Raw genomic sequence first — 15412 nt, forward strand, 5'->3', positions numbered from 1 at the left:
GTCAACTGGTCTCAGCCCCGCGCGGGATGACGGCTCCGGCGCGGAATGGGCCGCCGGTCTTCGATCCCCGCCCTCGGCCGGCGGCCCAGGCCCCGACTTCGCGCACCTGTTCACGAGAACGCAACACCCGTTCCCACCATGCGGACAAACACGGGGTTGACGTGGACAAACACGGGTTTCGCTGCCACTCTCCCGCCATGCACCTCGCCCCTCGTGTTCTGCGCCGCGCCGCCGCCGGCGCCACCGTCGCCCTCCTCGCGACCGCGGTCGGCTGCGCCCCGCAGCCCGAGGCCGACGCGTCCGCCACGTCCTCCGCCTCGGCGGGAAAGACCTGCGCCAAGGGCGAGTTGGCGACCAAGACCTCGGGAAAGCTGACGATCGCCACCGACGAACCGGCGTACGAGCCCTGGTTCAAGGACGACAAGCCGTCCAACGGCGAGGGCTTCGAGTCGGCGGTGGCGTACGCCGTGGCGCAGCAGCTCGGGTACGACAAGAGCGCCGTCGTCTGGCAGAGCGTGCCGTTCAACAAGGCCTTCGCGCCGGGTGAGAAGACCTTCGACTTCGACATCAACCAGGTGTCCGTCAGCGCCGAACGCAAGAAGGCGGTGGACTTCTCCTCCGGCTACTACGACGTCCGCCAGGCCGTCATCGCACTGAAGGGCAGCAAGGCCGCGAAGGCGAAGAGCATCGCGGACCTCAAGGGCCTCAAGCTGGGCGCCCAGGTCGGCACCACCAGCCTCGACTACATCGACGACCTGGTGAAGCCGAGTCAGCAGGCCGCCGTCTACGCCAAGAACGACCAGGCCAAGTCCGCCCTGAAGAACGGCCAGGTGGACGCGATCGTGGTCGACCTGCCCACCGCGTTCTACATCACCTCCGCCGAGGTGACGAACGCCCAGATCGTCGGCCAGTTCGAGAACCAGGGCGGCACGCCCGAGCAGTTCGGGCTCGTCCTCGACAAGGGCAGCGCCCTCACCTCGTGCGTGACGGACGCCGTGGACGCCCTCCGCGAGGACGGCACCCTGGCGAGGATCGAGCAGCAGTGGCTCTCCGACGCCGTCGACGCCCCGGTGCTCAAGTGACGGTCACGAAGGAGGAGTCCGGCCAGGAGGGTGCGGACGACCAGGGGGACATGTCCGGCGGCGGTGACGCCTACGTCCCGTCGCAGCGGCGGCTGGACCGCGAGCGCTACCGTCGCACACGGGCCCGTCGCGCGACGGCCGTCGCCGCCCTGTCGACCCTGGTCACCGCCGTCGTCCTCTATCTGATCGTCGTCGGCGCGCCCGGCTGGCCCCGTACCAAGGAGACCTTCTTCAGCGGGCAGTACGCGCGCGAGGCGTTCCCCAAGGTCCTGGAAGGGCTCTGGCTGAACGTCCGGCTGCTGTTCGTCTGCGGAGTGGCCGTCCTCGTCCTCGGCATGCTCATCGCCGTGGCCCGCACCCTGCGCGGTCCGGTGTTCTTCCCGCTGCGGGTGCTGGCTGCCGCGTACACGGACTTCTTCCGCGGACTGCCGCTGATCATCAACCTGATGATCGTGGTCCTCGGCGTTCCCGCGCTGCGGCTCCAGGGCGTGACGGTCGACCCGGTGCTGCTCGGCGGTACGGCGCTGACCCTGACGTACTCGGCGTACGTCGCAGAGGTGTTCCGCGCCGGCATCGAGTCCGTGCACCCCTCGCAGCGCGCGGCGGCCCGCTCCCTCGGCCTGTCCAACCGTCAGGCGCTGCGGTACGTCGTACTCCCCCAGGCGGTGCGCCGCCAGGTGCCCCCCTTGCTGAACGACCTGGTGTCCCTCCAGAAGGACACCGGTCTGGTGTCGATCGGCGGTGCCATCGACGCCGTGCGCGCGGCGGACATCATCGTGGGCCGCAGCCTCAACTACACGCCGTACATCGTGGCGGGGCTGGTCTTCGTCGCGCTGACCATTCCGATGACCCGCTTCACGGACTGGGTGACGGCCCGGATGGACGGCCGGCGGGCCCAGGGAGGAACGACATGAGCGACGCCCCGGTGCTGCGGATGGAGTCCGTCCGCAAGACCTTCGGCGGCTCGGTCGTCCTGCGGGACGTCGACCTGGAGGTCGCCCCGCACACGGTGACCGCGCTGATCGGCGCCTCCGGCTCCGGCAAGTCCACGCTGCTGCGCTGCGCCAACCTCCTGGAGGACATCGACGACGGCGCGATCTGGCTGGACGGCGAGGAGATCACCGACCCGCGCACCGACCAGGACGCGGTACGGCGCCGTATCGGCGTGGTCTTCCAGTCGTACAACCTGTTCCCGCACATGACCGTGCTGGAGAACATCACGCTGGCCCCGCGCCGGGTGCACGGCGTGGCGCGCGCGGAGGCCGAGGAACGCGCCAGGGAGCTGCTGGAGCGCCTCGGGCTGGGCGCCCGGGCGGGTGAGTACCCCGACCGGCTCAGCGGCGGACAGCAGCAGCGTGTGGCGATCGCGCGCGCCCTCGCCGTACGTCCCCGGCTGCTGCTGCTCGACGAGATCACCGCCGCGCTCGACCCTGAACTGGTCGGCGAGGTCCTGAACGTCGTCCGCGACCTGAAGGGCGACGGCATGACCATGGTGCTGGCCACGCACGAGATGGGCTTCGCCCGCGAGGTCGCCGACCAGGTCTGCTTCCTGGACGGCGGGGTCGTGCTGGAGCGCGGTACGGCCGAGCAGATCTTCGGCGACCCGCGGCAGGAGCGCACCCGGCGCTTCCTGCGGCGGATCGTGGAGGCCGGCCGGCTGTGATCACCGGCGGGCGCAGGCGGCGCCGGTAAGGGGCGTGCTCCAGGAGACCGGTGCTTACGTGTCGGCCTTCCCCGTCCCCGCCAGCGCGGCGACCCGCTCGACCCCGAACACATATCCCTGCACCCCGCATCCCGCGATGACCCCGTCCGCGCGCAGGGAGACGTACGAGTGGTGGCGGAAGGACTCCCGCTTGTGGATGTTGGAGATGTGGACCTCCAGCACCGGCAGGCCGTCGCAGGTGTTGAGCGCGTCCAGGATCGCCACGGACGTGTGCGAGTAGGCGCCCGGGTTGATCACGATGCCGCAGTGGTTCAGGCGCGCCTCATGGATCCAGTCGACGAGTTGCCCCTCGTGGTTGGACTGGCGGAAGTCCACCGTGCCGCCGTGGGCCGCCGCCGCCTTCACGCACAGCGCCTCGACGTCGGCGAGCGTGTCGGACCCGTAGATCTCCGGCTGGCGCTGACCCAGGAGGTTCAGGTTGGGGCCGTTCAGGATCATGATCGGGGCGGTGGCCAGGGTGTGCGGCACGGTTCCTCCGGTCCGTTCGGGGCGGTCCGTCGGGAACCGCCGCTCGGACCCGGTCTATCACGGTGGAACGGCGCGCCGGGAAGTCGCCCGGGTCTCCCGCCGACCCTCCGGTCACCCCCGTGCGCCCCCGTAACCGGTCGTCACCATGGGTAGTTGACGCGGCATGCACGATGTACGCACCGTAAGGGCGCCCTCCATGCCACGGCTCGCCACCGCCTCGCTGGCGGGGACGGCCATCGAGTTCTACGACTTCTTCGTCTACGGCACCGCGGCCGCGCTGATTCTCGGGCCGCTGTTCTTCCCGACGTTCTCGCCGCTGGCCGGGACGCTGGCCGCGTTCGCGACGTTCGGCGTGGGCTTCGTGGCGAGGCCGCTCGGATCGGTGCTCTTCGGGCACATCGGGGACCGCCGCGGCCGGCGTCCGGTGCTCGTCGCCTCCCTGCTGCTGACCGGGGCGTCCACGGTCGCGGTCGGCTGCCTGCCGACGTACGGCAGCATCGGGGTGGCCGCGCCCCTGCTGCTGCTCGTGCTGCGGTTCCTGCAGGGGCTGGGGCTCGGCGGGGAGTGGGGCGGCGCGGTGCTGCTCACGGCGGAGCACGCGCCGGCCGAGCGGCGCGGGCTGTGGTCGAGCTTTCCGCAGGTCGGGCCGGCGGTCGGCTTCGTGCTGGCCAATGGGGTGGTGCTGGTGCTGTCGGCGACGCTGACGGAGGCTCAGTTCGCCGCGTGGGGATGGCGGGTGCCGTTCTGGGCGGCCGGGGTGCTGGCGGTGCTCGGGCTGTGGCTGAGGTCGTCGCTCCCGGAGAGCCCCCGGTTCCTGGAGATCGGCGAGCACGCGCGCGTGCCGCTGGCGGAGGTCGTGCGCGAGCACTGGCGGCTGGTCCTGCTGACCGCCGGCGGGCTGGCCGTCGGGTACGCGATCTTCTACGCCGTGACCACCTGGTCCCTCGCGTACGCCACCGAACGCCTCGGGGTGAGCCGCACCGTGATGCTGGCCTGCATCATGGGCGCGGTGGTGGTGAAGGGCGCGCTGACGCCGGTGGCGGCGATGCTGGGCGACCGTTTCGGACGGCGGCCCCTGTGTCTCGTGGGCTGTGCGGCGGCGGCGCTGTGGATGCTGCCGATGGTGGCGCTGCTGTCGACCGGCGCTCCCCTGCCGATGTTCCTCGGGTTCCTCGGGGCGCTCCTCGCGTTCGTCACGATGTTCGGGGTGATCGCGGCCTATCTGCCCGAGCTGTACGAGCCGAGGGTGCGCTGCACGGGCGCGGCGGTCGGCTACAACCTCGGCGGTGTCCTCGGGGGTGCGCTCACCCCGATCGTGGCGACGGCGCTGGCGGAGCACTCGGGGCGGGTCCCGTGGGGGGTGGGCGCCTATCTCACGGTGATCGCGCTGGTCAGCCTGGGCTGCTTCGCGCTGCTGCCGGAGACGCGGCCGGTGCGGCTGACGGCCGTGCAGCCGGTCCTGGAGTGAGCCGTGCCCGTCAGGGGTTGATCGCCAGTTCCAGGTAGGCCAGGAACAGGACGAGGTGCACACCGCCCTGGAGCGGGGTGGCCCGTCCCGGCACCACGGTCAGGGAGCTGACCACGACGGTCAGCGCGAGCAGCACCATGTAGGTGGCGCCCAGGCCCAGGACGAGGGGGCCGGAGAGCCAGATGGAGGCGAGGGCGACCGCGGGGATCGTCAGGCCGATGCTGGCCATGGCGGAGCCGAGCGCGAGGTTGAGGCTGGTCTGCACCCGGTCGCGGCGGGCGGAGCGCAGGGCGGCGATGGTCTCGGGAAGCAGCACGAGCAGGGCGATGACCACGCCGACGACGGCCTGGTGCAGTCCGGCCGCCTCCACCCCGGACTCGATCGTGGGCGAGACGCCCTTCGCCAGGCCCACCACCCCGATCAGGGCCAGGCCGAGCAGGCCGAGGCTGATCAGTGCGGCCCGTGAGGACGGGACTCCCGCGTGGTCGTCGGCGGTGATCACTTCTCCCTGGCGGGTGACCGGCAGGAAGTAGTCGCGGTGCCGGACGGTCTGGGTCGCCACGAACAGGCCGTAGAGGATCAGCGAGGACAGTGCGGCGAAGGTGAGCTGGACGGAGGAGAACTCCGGTCCCGGTTTGCTGGTCGTGAAGGTCGGCAGGACCAGGCTGAGGGTGGCGAGCGTCGCCACGGTGGCCAGCGCGGCGCCCGTGCCCTCGGGGTTGAACACGGCTGTGCCGTGCCGCAATGAGGCGACGAGGAGACAGATGCCGACCACGCCGTTGCAGGTGATCATCACGGCGGCGAAGACCGTGTCCCGCGCCAGGGTCGCGGACTTGTCGCCTCCGTCCACCATCAGGGTCACGATCAGGGCGACCTCGATGACCGTCACGGCGATCGCGAGGACCAGCGAGCCGAAGGGTTCGCCGACCCGGTGGGCGACGACCTCGGCATGGTGCACGGCGGCCAGGACGGATCCGGCGAGGACGACCGTGACCAGCACGACGACCGCCACAGGCAGGTCGCGTCCCCAGGTCAGGACCAGGAGCACCACGGCCAGCACCGGCACGAGGGTCGTCCACCGGGTGGTGAGCGTCCTGAGCCGAGCGATCATGCAGCGATCGTCGCAGAGCTGTCGGGGCTTCGCATTCCGGCTCCTGCGGCCGGTGCGGCCCTCGCGTCACTCGAACGCGGTGACGTCCTCGACGTCGCAGTCGGTGAAGGACGGGGGCTTGGTGCAGAGCGCTGCCATCCGCTCGGCGAACTTGCTCGTCTCGGGGGATGCGCTGTTGCGCATGGCCTCCTCGTAGGAGTCGAACTCGACCACGACCAGGTAGCGGCCCGGCCGGCTCCGGTCCTTGAGGACGAGGCGCCGCACGGGGCCGCCGGCGCCGTCCCCGAGTGCTTGGTCCCCCTCCTCGGCGAGTGCGCGCATCTCGTCGATCCGGTCGGTCTCGAAGTCGATGATCTGGACGAACTTCTGTGAACTGCTCATGGTGCCTCCGCCCGTAGCGGGCGCCCCTGGTGCGGGCGCCCGTGTCCAAAGGAAGCACCGGGAGCGGCGGTCGGCAATGTGCCGCGCGCCGCCGACCGGGCTGGTTGTTCCTACGTCGTCCGTGGTCAGGCCTGGATGCTGTCCTTCGGAGCGCCTTCGCTCTCCGTTCGCGCCGCCTCGGCCGCCGCCTGCTTCTTCGAGGCGCGCAGGCTGGTGATCGTGGTGACGATCAGGACGGCGCAGATGACGCCGAGCGAGACCGGGATGCTGATCTCGGGGACGTGGACGCCGGATTCGTGCAGTGCGTGCAGCACCAGTTTGACGCCGATGAAGCCCAGGATGATCGACAGGCCGTAGCTGAGGTGGACCAGCTTCCTCAGCAGGCCTCCGATGAGGAAGTACAGCTGCCGCAGGCCCATCAGCGCGAAGGCGTTGGCCGTGAAGACGATGTACGGGTCCTGCGTGAGGCCGAAGATCGCGGGGATGGAGTCCAGCGCGAACAGGACGTCGGTGGTGCCGATCGCGAGCATCACGACGAGCATCGGGGTCATGACCCGCTTGCCGTTCTGCTCGATCCACAGCTTGGTGCCGTGGTAGCGGTCGGCGACGCCGAACCTGCGCTCGGCCGCCTTGAGTAGCTTGTTCTCCTCGAACTCCTCGTCCTCCTCGTCGGCCCGGGCCTCCTGGATGAGCTTCCAGGCGGTCCAGATGAGGAAGGCGCCGAAGAGGTAGAACACCCAGGCGAAGCTGGCGAGGATCGCGGCGCCCGCGGCGATGAAGACGGCCCGCAGGACCAGGGCTATGAGGACGCCCACCAGCAGGACCCGCTGCTGGTACTGCGACGGGACGGCGAACTTCGCCATGATCAGGACGAAGACGAAGAGGTTGTCGACGCTGAGCGACTTCTCGGTGATGAAGCCGGCGAAGAACTCTCCGGCGGGCTGACCGCCGCCGAAGACGAGCAGGCCGAGACCGAAGAGCCCGGCCAGGGCGATCCAGACGACGGTCCAGATACCGGCTTCCTTGATCGACACGTCATGCGGCTTACGGCCGATGAAGAAGTCGACCGCGATCAGGGCGGCCAGACCCACGATGGTGAGAACCCATAGGTTCAGGGAAACATCCACTGCGCCTCCGGCAGTACGTAACGGCAGGTAATCAGCGTCGTCGCGCTGCCGGAGGTCTCTTCCACCCGATCCCCGGCGGGACGGGCCGGCGTCCCGGGATCCACTTCGATCCGTATTGACGGGTGCGCCGCAGCAAGGGAGTACTCCCCTCCGTACGGAAAACAGTACCCAATCACCAAGGAAAGGTAAAGGGGTAAGTAAAAGAAAGACCAAGTCACCAGGTCGGAGTGGCTTTACGTGTGCTTGGTACGCGCGATCGCGACCTGGGCCAGCACCTGCTGGAGCACCTCGCTGCCGGGCGGCACGAGAGCCGGTTCATAGGTCCAGGCATGCCCCACCCAGGGGTCCGCGAGGTGGTCGTCGGGCACCGGGGTCAGCCGGAGCAGCCCCCGCCACAGCGGATCCAGCAACGGACCGTAACCGGAGGCGTCCTCCCGGTCGGCGACCAGCATCAGATGGACACCCACGGCGGGACCCTCGTCCGCGAGGTACCGGAGCTGGTTGACGGCACGGTCGTCGAAGCCGTGCGGGAAGTCGTTGACGACGAGGAGCTGCTGGGAGGTGTCGAAGCCGGGCGGGAGGGAGTCTGCGGCCCCGCCGCGCACCGCCATCTGCACCAGGTCCACACGCTGGGTCAGCCGGCCCAGGACATCCGCCACCCCCGCCGCGCCGGCGGCCGGCGGGGCCGCGAGCACCCCGGCCCGGACGAGCGGTGCGAGCGCCTGCGCCCCGGAGCCCGCCGGGTCGACGACGTGCACGGTGAACTCGCCCGCCGGATACACCGCCAGCAGCCGGGCGGTGTGCGCCACGGCCGACACCAGGGCGAGGTGCCGCAGTTCGTGGGAGTCGGTGAACGGCTCCTCGGCCGATCCCGGGCCACCGCTGTCGATCCACAGGCCGCGCTCCAGCGGGAGACGGACCAGCATCGGGATGCGCAGCGGGTCGCTCTCGGGCAGCTGGAGGTCGCCCAGGCGCAGCGCCATGGGCATCTCCATCGGGACGCGGTAGGCGTGCCAGACGGGGTTGTCCCAGCGGGCGTAGGCCGGGGGCAGCGCCGGTTCGACGACGTCGGACTCGGCGCCGAGCTGGACGAGGTCCCGCTCCAGGGCCTGCCGGGCCTGGTCGACGAGCTGGATGTGCCGGGCCTGGGCCGCCTCGCGGGCCGCGTCCCCCTGGCCGCCGATCCTGCTGCGGGGGTCGGACAGGACCTGGTCCAGCTCCTTCTCCATACGGGTGTCGGCGAAGTCGACGGCGCTGCGGTAGGCGGCCGTGGTGCGGGCCAGGTCCTCGAACATGCCCCAGACCTGGTTGTAGAGCCGCTCCTCCATCGACCAGCCGGTCGCGTCGCCCGCGACGGGCGGGGCGGGCTGCCCCGGCTGGGCCGGCGGCGCGGTGGGCGGGGGCGGCGGCGGAGCGGCGTTCCGCCTGCCGGGGTGGACGTAGTCGACGGGGCCGCCGGTGGCGGGCGAAGTCGGTGGAACCGGCTGCGGGGTGGTGGGATCCGCCGGTGCCGCACCCGTGGGAACGGGGTCCGTCGGCCCGCTCGTCGGCCCGCTCGTCGGCACGGAACCCGTGGGTGCGCCGGCCGGGTAGCCGGTCGTGCCCTGCGCCCCGTACACGGAGCCGTTCTGGTCCGGGCCGAGGGCGGACGCGGCCGCCTGCCGGGAGCGGTCGCCGTCGGGCGTACGCGGGGGCGGGGCCGGGACCGAGCGGGCCAGCCCCTGGGCCACGGCCTCGTTGATACCGGCCGCGAGCTGCTGCGCCTGCGGCAGGCCCTGGTCGGTGAGGAGTTCGGCGAGGCCGCCCGCGTACCCCTGGCCGACGGCCCGCACCTTCCAGGCGCCCTGGCGGCGGTAGAGCTCCAGGGCGACGACCGCCGACTCGGCACTCAGACCGGTGACGGTGTACCCGGCGATCTCGGTGCCGTCCAGACCGGTCACCTTGACGGCGGGGGGCGGCACGGAGCCGAAGCTGACCGGGCCTCCCCCGTCGCCCATGGGCAGGGAGAGCAGGATGTTGACCCGGTGCACGCTCGCCGGCATGGCGTCCAGGTCCACCGCGAGACGGTGATCGGCCGCCGCCTGCCGGGAGACCTCCAGACCGGGCAGGGTCGGGGAGCCCGGGTGGGCGATCCATTCGACGCCCTGCGCCCTGCCGTTCTCGTCGCTGAGCGTGGCCGCGGCCACGACCGGCGTGCCGGCCGAGATCCTGATCTCGAGGCGAACCGTGGAGAGCGGGTGGTTCTGCCCCCGCACCAGCTCGGCCGTCATCGCCTGTCCCCCTGTGTCGCGTGGTGTTGTCGTGTCGGTCGGCCGGGGCCTGCTACAGGAGCGGCACGAGCGCCGGCATCAGGTCCTGGAAGGTACGGCCGTTGGCCGGGGCGCCGAGGGCCGTCATCGTCCAGCCCGCGCCCGAGCGGTGCACCTTGGCCATGATCTGGGCCGTGTAGGCGCCGCCGCCCGCGAGCGTGTAGCGCGCCAACTCCTGGCCGTTGGTCTCGTCGACCAGGCGGCAGAAGGCGTTCTGCACCTCCTGGAAGGTCTGGCCCGTGAAGGAGTTCACGGTGAAGACGATCTGGTCGATGTGGACCGGGACGCGCGCGAGGTCGACGAGGATCGCCTCGTCGTCGCCGCCCTGGCCGACACCGCCGACGAGGTTGTCACCGGTGTGCCGGACGGAGCCGTCGTCGCTCACCAGGTGACGGAAGAACACGACGTCGACGGGCTGCTTGTCCGCGAACAGCACGGCGGAGGCGTCGAGGTCGATCTCCCGCGTACGGGAGCCGAACAGGCCACGCCGCGGGGCCGCCTGCCAACCGAGACCCATACGGACCGCGGTCAGGCTGCCCCCGTCGTTCTTCTGCAGACTGATGGCCTGGCCCTTGGTCATGTTGACGGTCACGGGCTGATTCCCCTCTCGAACTGTCCCCTGTTGCCGCGGAGTCCGCGGTTGCGGAAAACCCTACGCACAGCCACTGACAGTGCCGTACCCGGGCACGCACTTTGTGTCGGTCTTGCAACACTGCGCGTCGCGGCCCGGGCAGGGCGACCGCACGGGTCCGTCAGGCCAGACCCGCCTCCCTCATCTGTCGCAGCTCCTTCTTCATCTCGGAGACCTCGTCGCGGATCCGGGCGGCGACCTCGAACTGCAGGTCCGCGGCGGCGGCCCGCATGCGCTCCGTCATCTCCTCGATCTGCTCGGCGAGTTGGGCCGCCGGACGGTCGGTGGGGACCGCCTCCTTGGCCTTGCCCCTGGCGGACTTGGACGTGGTGCCGGTGGCCGCCCTGGCCGCCTTGTCGCCGAGGGAGGGCACGGGAGCCTTGGTGCCGCGTCCGTCCTTCTTCGCCCGGTAGCCCGTGCCGAGCAGCTCCTCGGTGTCGACCTCCTCGCGGGCGATCTGCGCGACGATGTCGTTGATCTTCTTGCGGAGCGGCTGCGGGTCGATGCCGTTCGCCTTGTTGTAGGCGATCTGCTTCTCGCGGCGGCGGTTGGTCTCGTCGATGGCCCGCTCCATGCCGGGCGTGATCTTGTCGGCGTACATGTGCACCTGGCCGGAGACATTGCGCGCCGCGCGGCCGATGGTCTGGATCAGCGAGGTGCCGGAGCGCAGGAAGCCCTCCTTGTCGGCGTCGAGGATCGCCACCAGGGAGACCTCGGGCAGGTCGAGACCCTCTCGCAGGAGGTTGATGCCGACCAGGACGTCGAACTCCCCCGCGCGCAGCTCGCGCAGCAGCTCGATGCGGCGCAGGGTGTCGACGTCGCTGTGCAGATAGCGCACCTGGATGCCGAGTTCCAGGAAGTACTCCGTGAGGTCCTCGGCCATCTTCTTGGTGAGCGTGGTGACCAGGACACGCTCGTCCTTCTCCACGCGGGCCCGGATCTCGTGCACCAGGTCGTCGATCTGGCCCTCGGTGGGCTTGACGACCACCTCGGGGTCGACGAGGCCGGTGGGGCGGATGATCTGCTCGACGACGCCGTCCCCGCGGGAGAGCTCGTACTTGCCGGGCGTCGCCGACAGATACACGGTCTGCCCGATGCGGCCCTGGAACTCCTCCCACTTCAGGGGACGGTTGTCCAGGGCGGAAGGCAGCCGGAAGCCGTGGTCGACCAGGGTGCGCTTGCGGGAGGCGTCGCCCTCGTACATCGCGCCGATCTGCGGCACGGTGACATGGGACTCGTCGATGACGAGCAGGAAGTCGTCCGGGAAGTAGTCGAGCAGGGTGTTCGGCGGGGAACCGGGCGAGCGGCCGTCGAAGTGCATCGAGTAGTTCTCGACACCGGAGCAGGAGCCGATCTGGCGGAGCATCTCCAGGTCGTACGTGGTGCGCATGCGCAGCCGCTGAGCCTCCAGGAGCTTGCCCTGCTTCTCCAGTTCGGCCAGGCGCTCCCCCAGCTCCTTCTCGATGTCGTTGGCGGCCCGCTCCAGGCGCTCCGGCCCCGCGACGTAGTGGGTGGCCGGGAAGACGTACAGCTGCTCGTCGTCGCTGATGATCTCGCCGGTGAGGGGGTGCAGCGTGGACAGGGCCTCGATCTCGTCACCGAACATCTCGATGCGGACGGCGAGCTCCTCGTAGACCGGGAAGATCTCGATGGTGTCGCCGCGCACCCGGAAGGTGCCGCGGGTGAACGCCAGGTCGTTGCGTGTGTACTGGATGTCCACGAAGCGGCGCAGCAGGTCGTCGCGGTCGATCTCCTCGCCGACCTTCAGCGGGACCATCCGGTCCACGTACTCCTGCGGCGTGCCGAGGCCGTAGATGCAGGACACCGAGGCGACCACGACGACGTCCCGCCGGGTGAGCAGCGAGTTGGTCGCGGAGTGGCGCAGCCGCTCGACCTCCTCGTTGATCGAGGAGTCCTTCTCGATGTAGGTGTCCGACTGCGGTACGTACGCCTCGGGCTGGTAGTAGTCGTAGTACGAGACGAAGTATTCGACCGCGTTGTTCGGGAGGAGTTCGCGGAATTCGTTTGCCAGCTGGGCGGCCAGGGTCTTGTTCGGCGCCATCACCAGGGTGGGCCGCTGGAGCTTCTCGATCATCCACGCGGTGGTGGCGGACTTGCCGGTGCCGGTCGCGCCGAGGAGGACGACGTCCTTCTCGCCGGCTTCCACGCGCTGGGCGAGCTCGGCAATGGCCGTCGGCTGGTCGCCGCTGGGCTGGTAGGGGCTGACGACCTCGAAGGGCGCCACCGTGCGTTCGATGTGAGAGACGGGCCGCATGCCATCCACCGTACGACCCCCCACTGACAACGGGACCGGATCAGCGGTTTCGTGCGGGCGGCCCCCGGGTCCGGGGGCGGGATCAGCGGTTCTGCGGGGCGCGGGACTCGCGGTGGGAGACCTTGCGGCGGGGCCGCAGCACCGGGCGGCGGGCGGAGTGCTGCACGCTCGGGTGCGCCGGGACGCCGGGCTTGTGTTCGACGGGGGTCCAGCGGGGCTTGCCCACCATCAGCGGGTCGAACATCACGACGACGCCGGCGAGCACCAGGAAGGCGAGGGGGCCGATCAGCATCGGCGCGAGGAGGGTCGCGGGAGAGTCGCCCTCGGCCGGGGTGCCGGTGGTGTGCAGGTGGACGCTCAGCGCGGCCATGCCCGTGTAGTGCATGCCGGTGACGGCGAGCCCCATGACGAGGCTGGCGCCCACGCTCCACAGGAAGCCTCTGACCTGTCCGGCCGACCACAGCGCCGCGGTGGCCGCGGCCATGGCTATCGCGACGGAGACGCCGACGGTGAACGTGTTGTACTCCAGCTTGCCGTCGAACCGCATCCCGGCCATGCCGAGGTAGTGCATGGACGCGATGCCCAGGCCGGTGATGGTGCCGCCGGTGAACAGGGCGGTTCCGGTGGCGCCCCGGTAGCCGACGATGAAGACCCCCACGCCCACCATGAGGATGGCGACGCCGAGGCTGGCGTAGGTCGTGGGCTTGTCGTAGTGGATCGGGGCGCCCTTGACCGTGAAGCCCATCATCGCGATGAAGTGCATGGTCCAGATGCCCGAGCCGATCGCCGCGGAGCCGAGGGCCAGCCATCCGGGGCGCCAGGAATGGGCGACGAGCAGGGCTCTGGTGGTGCAGCGCAGGCCGAGCGCACCGCCGAGGCAGGCCATGAGGTAGGCCACCAGCGGGGTGACGATTCCGTAGCTGAATCCGTCGACCGTGCCTTGCATGCGCGGTTGCCCTTCCGCCCTGTTGCTTGCTTTTTTCCTGTACGCGCCCCTCCCAGGACCGCGCTAGCGGTCAAGGCTGAGAGAGAGTATGACTCCCACCGGAATGGTCGAACGATTTTCCGGCAAAGAAACACGTCCTTGCCGCACATGTGCGGCAGCGGTGAGCGGCCTCGATCGCCTTCCTCTTTCACCCTCCGGTCATCCCGCACCCCCTCCGTCGTCGACTCTGTGCTGTCACAGTTGAGCGGTACGTGAGCATCGACGCGAGGAGTACGCATGCACGCGCGCACAGTAGCCGTTTCGGCCACCGCGCTCCTGGGTGCCGTCGCCCTTCTGCTCCCCGTCCACGACGCCCGGGCGGGCATCGCCACCCACGCCGTGGTCGTCGCCCACCGGGGTGCCTCGACGCTGGCGCCGGAGAACACCCTGGGCGCCGTCGACGAGGCCGCCGCCCTGGGCATCGTCTGGGTGGAGAACGACGTCCAGCGCACCAAGGACGGCGAGCTCGTGGTGATCCACGACGACAGCCTCCGCCGTACGACGAACGTGGAGGAGGTGTTTCCCGGCCGGGCACCCTGGAAGGTGAAGGACTTTACGGCGGCCGAGATCGCCCGGCTGGACGCGGGAAGCTGGTTCGGCGCGATGTACACGGGCACGCGCGTGCCCACTCTGAAGCAGTACATGCAGCGCGTGGAGCACCATCACCAGAAGCTACTGCTGGAGATCAAGAACCCCGAGCTGTATCCGGGCATCGAGCAGCAGACGCTGAAGCTGCTGACCAACGAGGGCTGGCTCGACCAGCAGCACGTGAGCGGCCGGCTGATCGTGCAGAGCTTCAGCGCCGACAGCCTGCGCACGGTGCACGAACTCAAGCCCGCGGTGCGGACCGGTCTGCTGGGTGCGCCGGCCGAGGCGGACCTGGCCCGGTACGCGGTCTTCGCCGACCTGATCAACCCCTCGCACACCGCTCTGTCCCGGAGCTATGTCGACGCGGTGCACGCGCTGAAGGGACCGCACGGCAGGCCGATGAAGGTCTTCGTCTGGACGGTCGACGACGCCACCAGGGCGAGGACCGCTGCCCGGTACGGGGTCGACGGTGTGATCACCAACAAGCCCGACGTGGTGCGCAGGGCCCTGTACCGGTACTGACCCGGCATGGCGGTGGCGTTGTCAGTGGCGGGTCGTACGGTGGGGCGCATGAACAGTCTTGGGCGGGACGGACAGCAGGTCGTCTGGGCCGTGGTCGGCACCGACATCGGTCCGTTGCTGCTGGCCGCGACCCGCGAGGGCCTGGTCAACGTCGTGTTCCACGCCACGGAGGCGGTCCGTGACCAGGCGCTCGGCAGGCTCGCGAGCCGCCTGGGCACCGAGCCCGTCGAGGCGCCCGGCTCTCCGCTGCTGGCCGAGGCGATACGCCAGGTCGACGCCTATTTCGCGGGTGAGCGGCACACCTTCGAGCTGCCCCTGGACTGGTCGCTGATCTCGGGCTTCAACCGCCAGGTTTTGCGCGAACTCGCCTCCGGAGTGCCGTACGGCGCGGTCGTCGGCTACGGCGATCTGGCCCGGCGGGTCGGGCAGCCGGGGGCGGCACAGGCGGTGGGCACGGCGATGGGCGCCAATCCGCTGCCGGTCGTCGTGCCGTGTCATCGGGTCGTCGAGAGCGACGGCGGCATCGGCGGGTTCGGGGGCGGTCTGGAGACCAAGCGGAAGCTGCTCGCGCTGGAAGGGGTTCTGCCCGAGCCGCTGTTCTGAGGGTCTCCGGGGTACCGGGCTCCGCGTCGGCGGGGGTCGCGTCCGCCATGCGTCGCGGGCCGGTGGCGTCCCCCACAGGCGGCCGGGGTTTGGCCGGGTGCGCCGCCCGCCAGAGATGAGGGAAGGCCCGAGGACAGGA

14 protein-coding genes are annotated in these 15412 nt (G+C 70.4%); 6 read left to right on the forward strand and 8 right to left on the reverse strand.

The features are described from left to right. Positions 1–197 precede the first annotated feature (197 nt). The 3 genes from ACYQ8Q_RS12125 to ACYQ8Q_RS12135 are packed head-to-tail and all read left to right on the forward strand — an operon-like array spanning position 198 to position 2745. Complete coding sequence (locus ACYQ8Q_RS12125; RefSeq protein ID WP_460064380.1) at positions 198–1082, forward strand: ABC transporter substrate-binding protein; 885 nt, start codon at positions 198–200, stop codon at positions 1080–1082. Beyond that, the gene (locus ACYQ8Q_RS12130; RefSeq protein ID WP_460064381.1) at positions 1079–1996 is read left to right on the forward strand and encodes an amino acid ABC transporter permease; all 918 of its coding nucleotides are present in this window, start codon (positions 1079–1081) and stop codon (positions 1994–1996) included. The genes ACYQ8Q_RS12125 and ACYQ8Q_RS12130 overlap by 4 nt, the downstream gene beginning before the upstream one ends. Next, positions 1993–2745 (forward strand): amino acid ABC transporter ATP-binding protein, encoded by a 753-nt coding sequence (locus tag ACYQ8Q_RS12135; protein WP_460064382.1) that lies wholly within the window; start codon positions 1993–1995, stop codon positions 2743–2745. Before ACYQ8Q_RS12130 ends, ACYQ8Q_RS12135 begins: the two co-directional genes overlap by 4 nt. A 54-nt stretch (positions 2746–2799) precedes the next feature. Here the strand turns inward: ACYQ8Q_RS12135 and aroQ are convergent, their stop codons facing one another. Next, entirely contained in the window at positions 2800–3273 is a 474-nt protein-coding gene (gene aroQ / locus ACYQ8Q_RS12140; RefSeq protein ID WP_460064383.1) for a type II 3-dehydroquinate dehydratase, read from the reverse strand. 196 nt (positions 3274–3469) lie between these two features. Between aroQ and ACYQ8Q_RS12145 the strand changes: the two genes are divergently transcribed. Next, positions 3470–4741, forward strand: a complete 1272-nt coding sequence (locus tag ACYQ8Q_RS12145; protein WP_460064385.1) for an MFS transporter — start codon at positions 3470–3472, stop codon at positions 4739–4741. A 10-nt stretch (positions 4742–4751) separates the two neighbouring features. On the opposite strand, the gene ACYQ8Q_RS12150 is transcribed toward ACYQ8Q_RS12145, so the two are convergent. The 7 genes from ACYQ8Q_RS12150 to ACYQ8Q_RS12180 all read right to left on the reverse strand — a co-directional run bounded on the left by ACYQ8Q_RS12150 (position 4752) and on the right by ACYQ8Q_RS12180 (position 13521). Then, positions 4752–5852, reverse strand: a complete 1101-nt coding sequence (locus tag ACYQ8Q_RS12150; protein ID WP_460064387.1) for a calcium:cation antiporter — start codon at positions 5850–5852, stop codon at positions 4752–4754. Between the two features lie 66 nt (positions 5853–5918). Next, a complete protein-coding gene (locus ACYQ8Q_RS12155) occupies positions 5919–6233 on the reverse strand; it encodes a hypothetical protein (RefSeq protein WP_460064389.1) in 315 nt (104 codons plus the stop codon). Positions 6234–6358: 125 nt separating this feature from the next. After that, positions 6359–7360: a TerC family protein gene (locus ACYQ8Q_RS12160; RefSeq protein ID WP_460064390.1), complete on the reverse strand. Its 1002-nt coding sequence runs from the start codon at positions 7358–7360 to the stop codon at positions 6359–6361. A 233-nt stretch (positions 7361–7593) separates the two neighbouring features. After that, on the reverse strand, positions 7594–9630 hold the full coding sequence (locus ACYQ8Q_RS12165) for a TerD family protein (RefSeq protein WP_460064392.1): 2037 nt from the start codon (positions 9628–9630) through the stop codon (positions 7594–7596). Between the two features lie 52 nt (positions 9631–9682). Next, positions 9683–10261 carry a TerD family protein gene (locus ACYQ8Q_RS12170; RefSeq protein WP_055636494.1) on the reverse strand — a complete coding sequence of 193 codons (579 nt, stop codon included), beginning with the start codon at positions 10259–10261 and terminating at the stop codon, positions 9683–9685. A gap of 160 nt (positions 10262–10421) precedes the next feature. Beyond that, positions 10422–12575 carry an excinuclease ABC subunit UvrB gene (uvrB, locus tag ACYQ8Q_RS12175; RefSeq protein WP_460064395.1) on the reverse strand — a complete coding sequence of 718 codons (2154 nt, stop codon included), beginning with the start codon at positions 12573–12575 and terminating at the stop codon, positions 10422–10424. An 82-nt stretch (positions 12576–12657) separates the two neighbouring features. Further along, the gene (locus tag ACYQ8Q_RS12180; protein WP_460064397.1) at positions 12658–13521 is read right to left on the reverse strand and encodes an MHYT domain-containing protein; all 864 of its coding nucleotides are present in this window, start codon (positions 13519–13521) and stop codon (positions 12658–12660) included. Positions 13522–13797: 276 nt separating this feature from the next. On the opposite strand from ACYQ8Q_RS12180, the gene ACYQ8Q_RS12185 reads away from it, so the two are divergent. Both ACYQ8Q_RS12185 and ACYQ8Q_RS12190 read left to right on the forward strand, forming a co-directional pair. Then, positions 13798–14670, forward strand: a complete 873-nt coding sequence (locus ACYQ8Q_RS12185; RefSeq protein WP_460064399.1) for a glycerophosphodiester phosphodiesterase — start codon at positions 13798–13800, stop codon at positions 14668–14670. 48 nt (positions 14671–14718) lie between these two features. After that, positions 14719–15273, forward strand: a complete 555-nt coding sequence (locus ACYQ8Q_RS12190; RefSeq protein ID WP_460064401.1) for a methylated-DNA--[protein]-cysteine S-methyltransferase — start codon at positions 14719–14721, stop codon at positions 15271–15273. Positions 15274–15412 lie beyond the last annotated feature (139 nt).

The sequence above is a fragment of the Streptomyces sp. YKOK-I1 genome, from assembly GCF_054660435.1.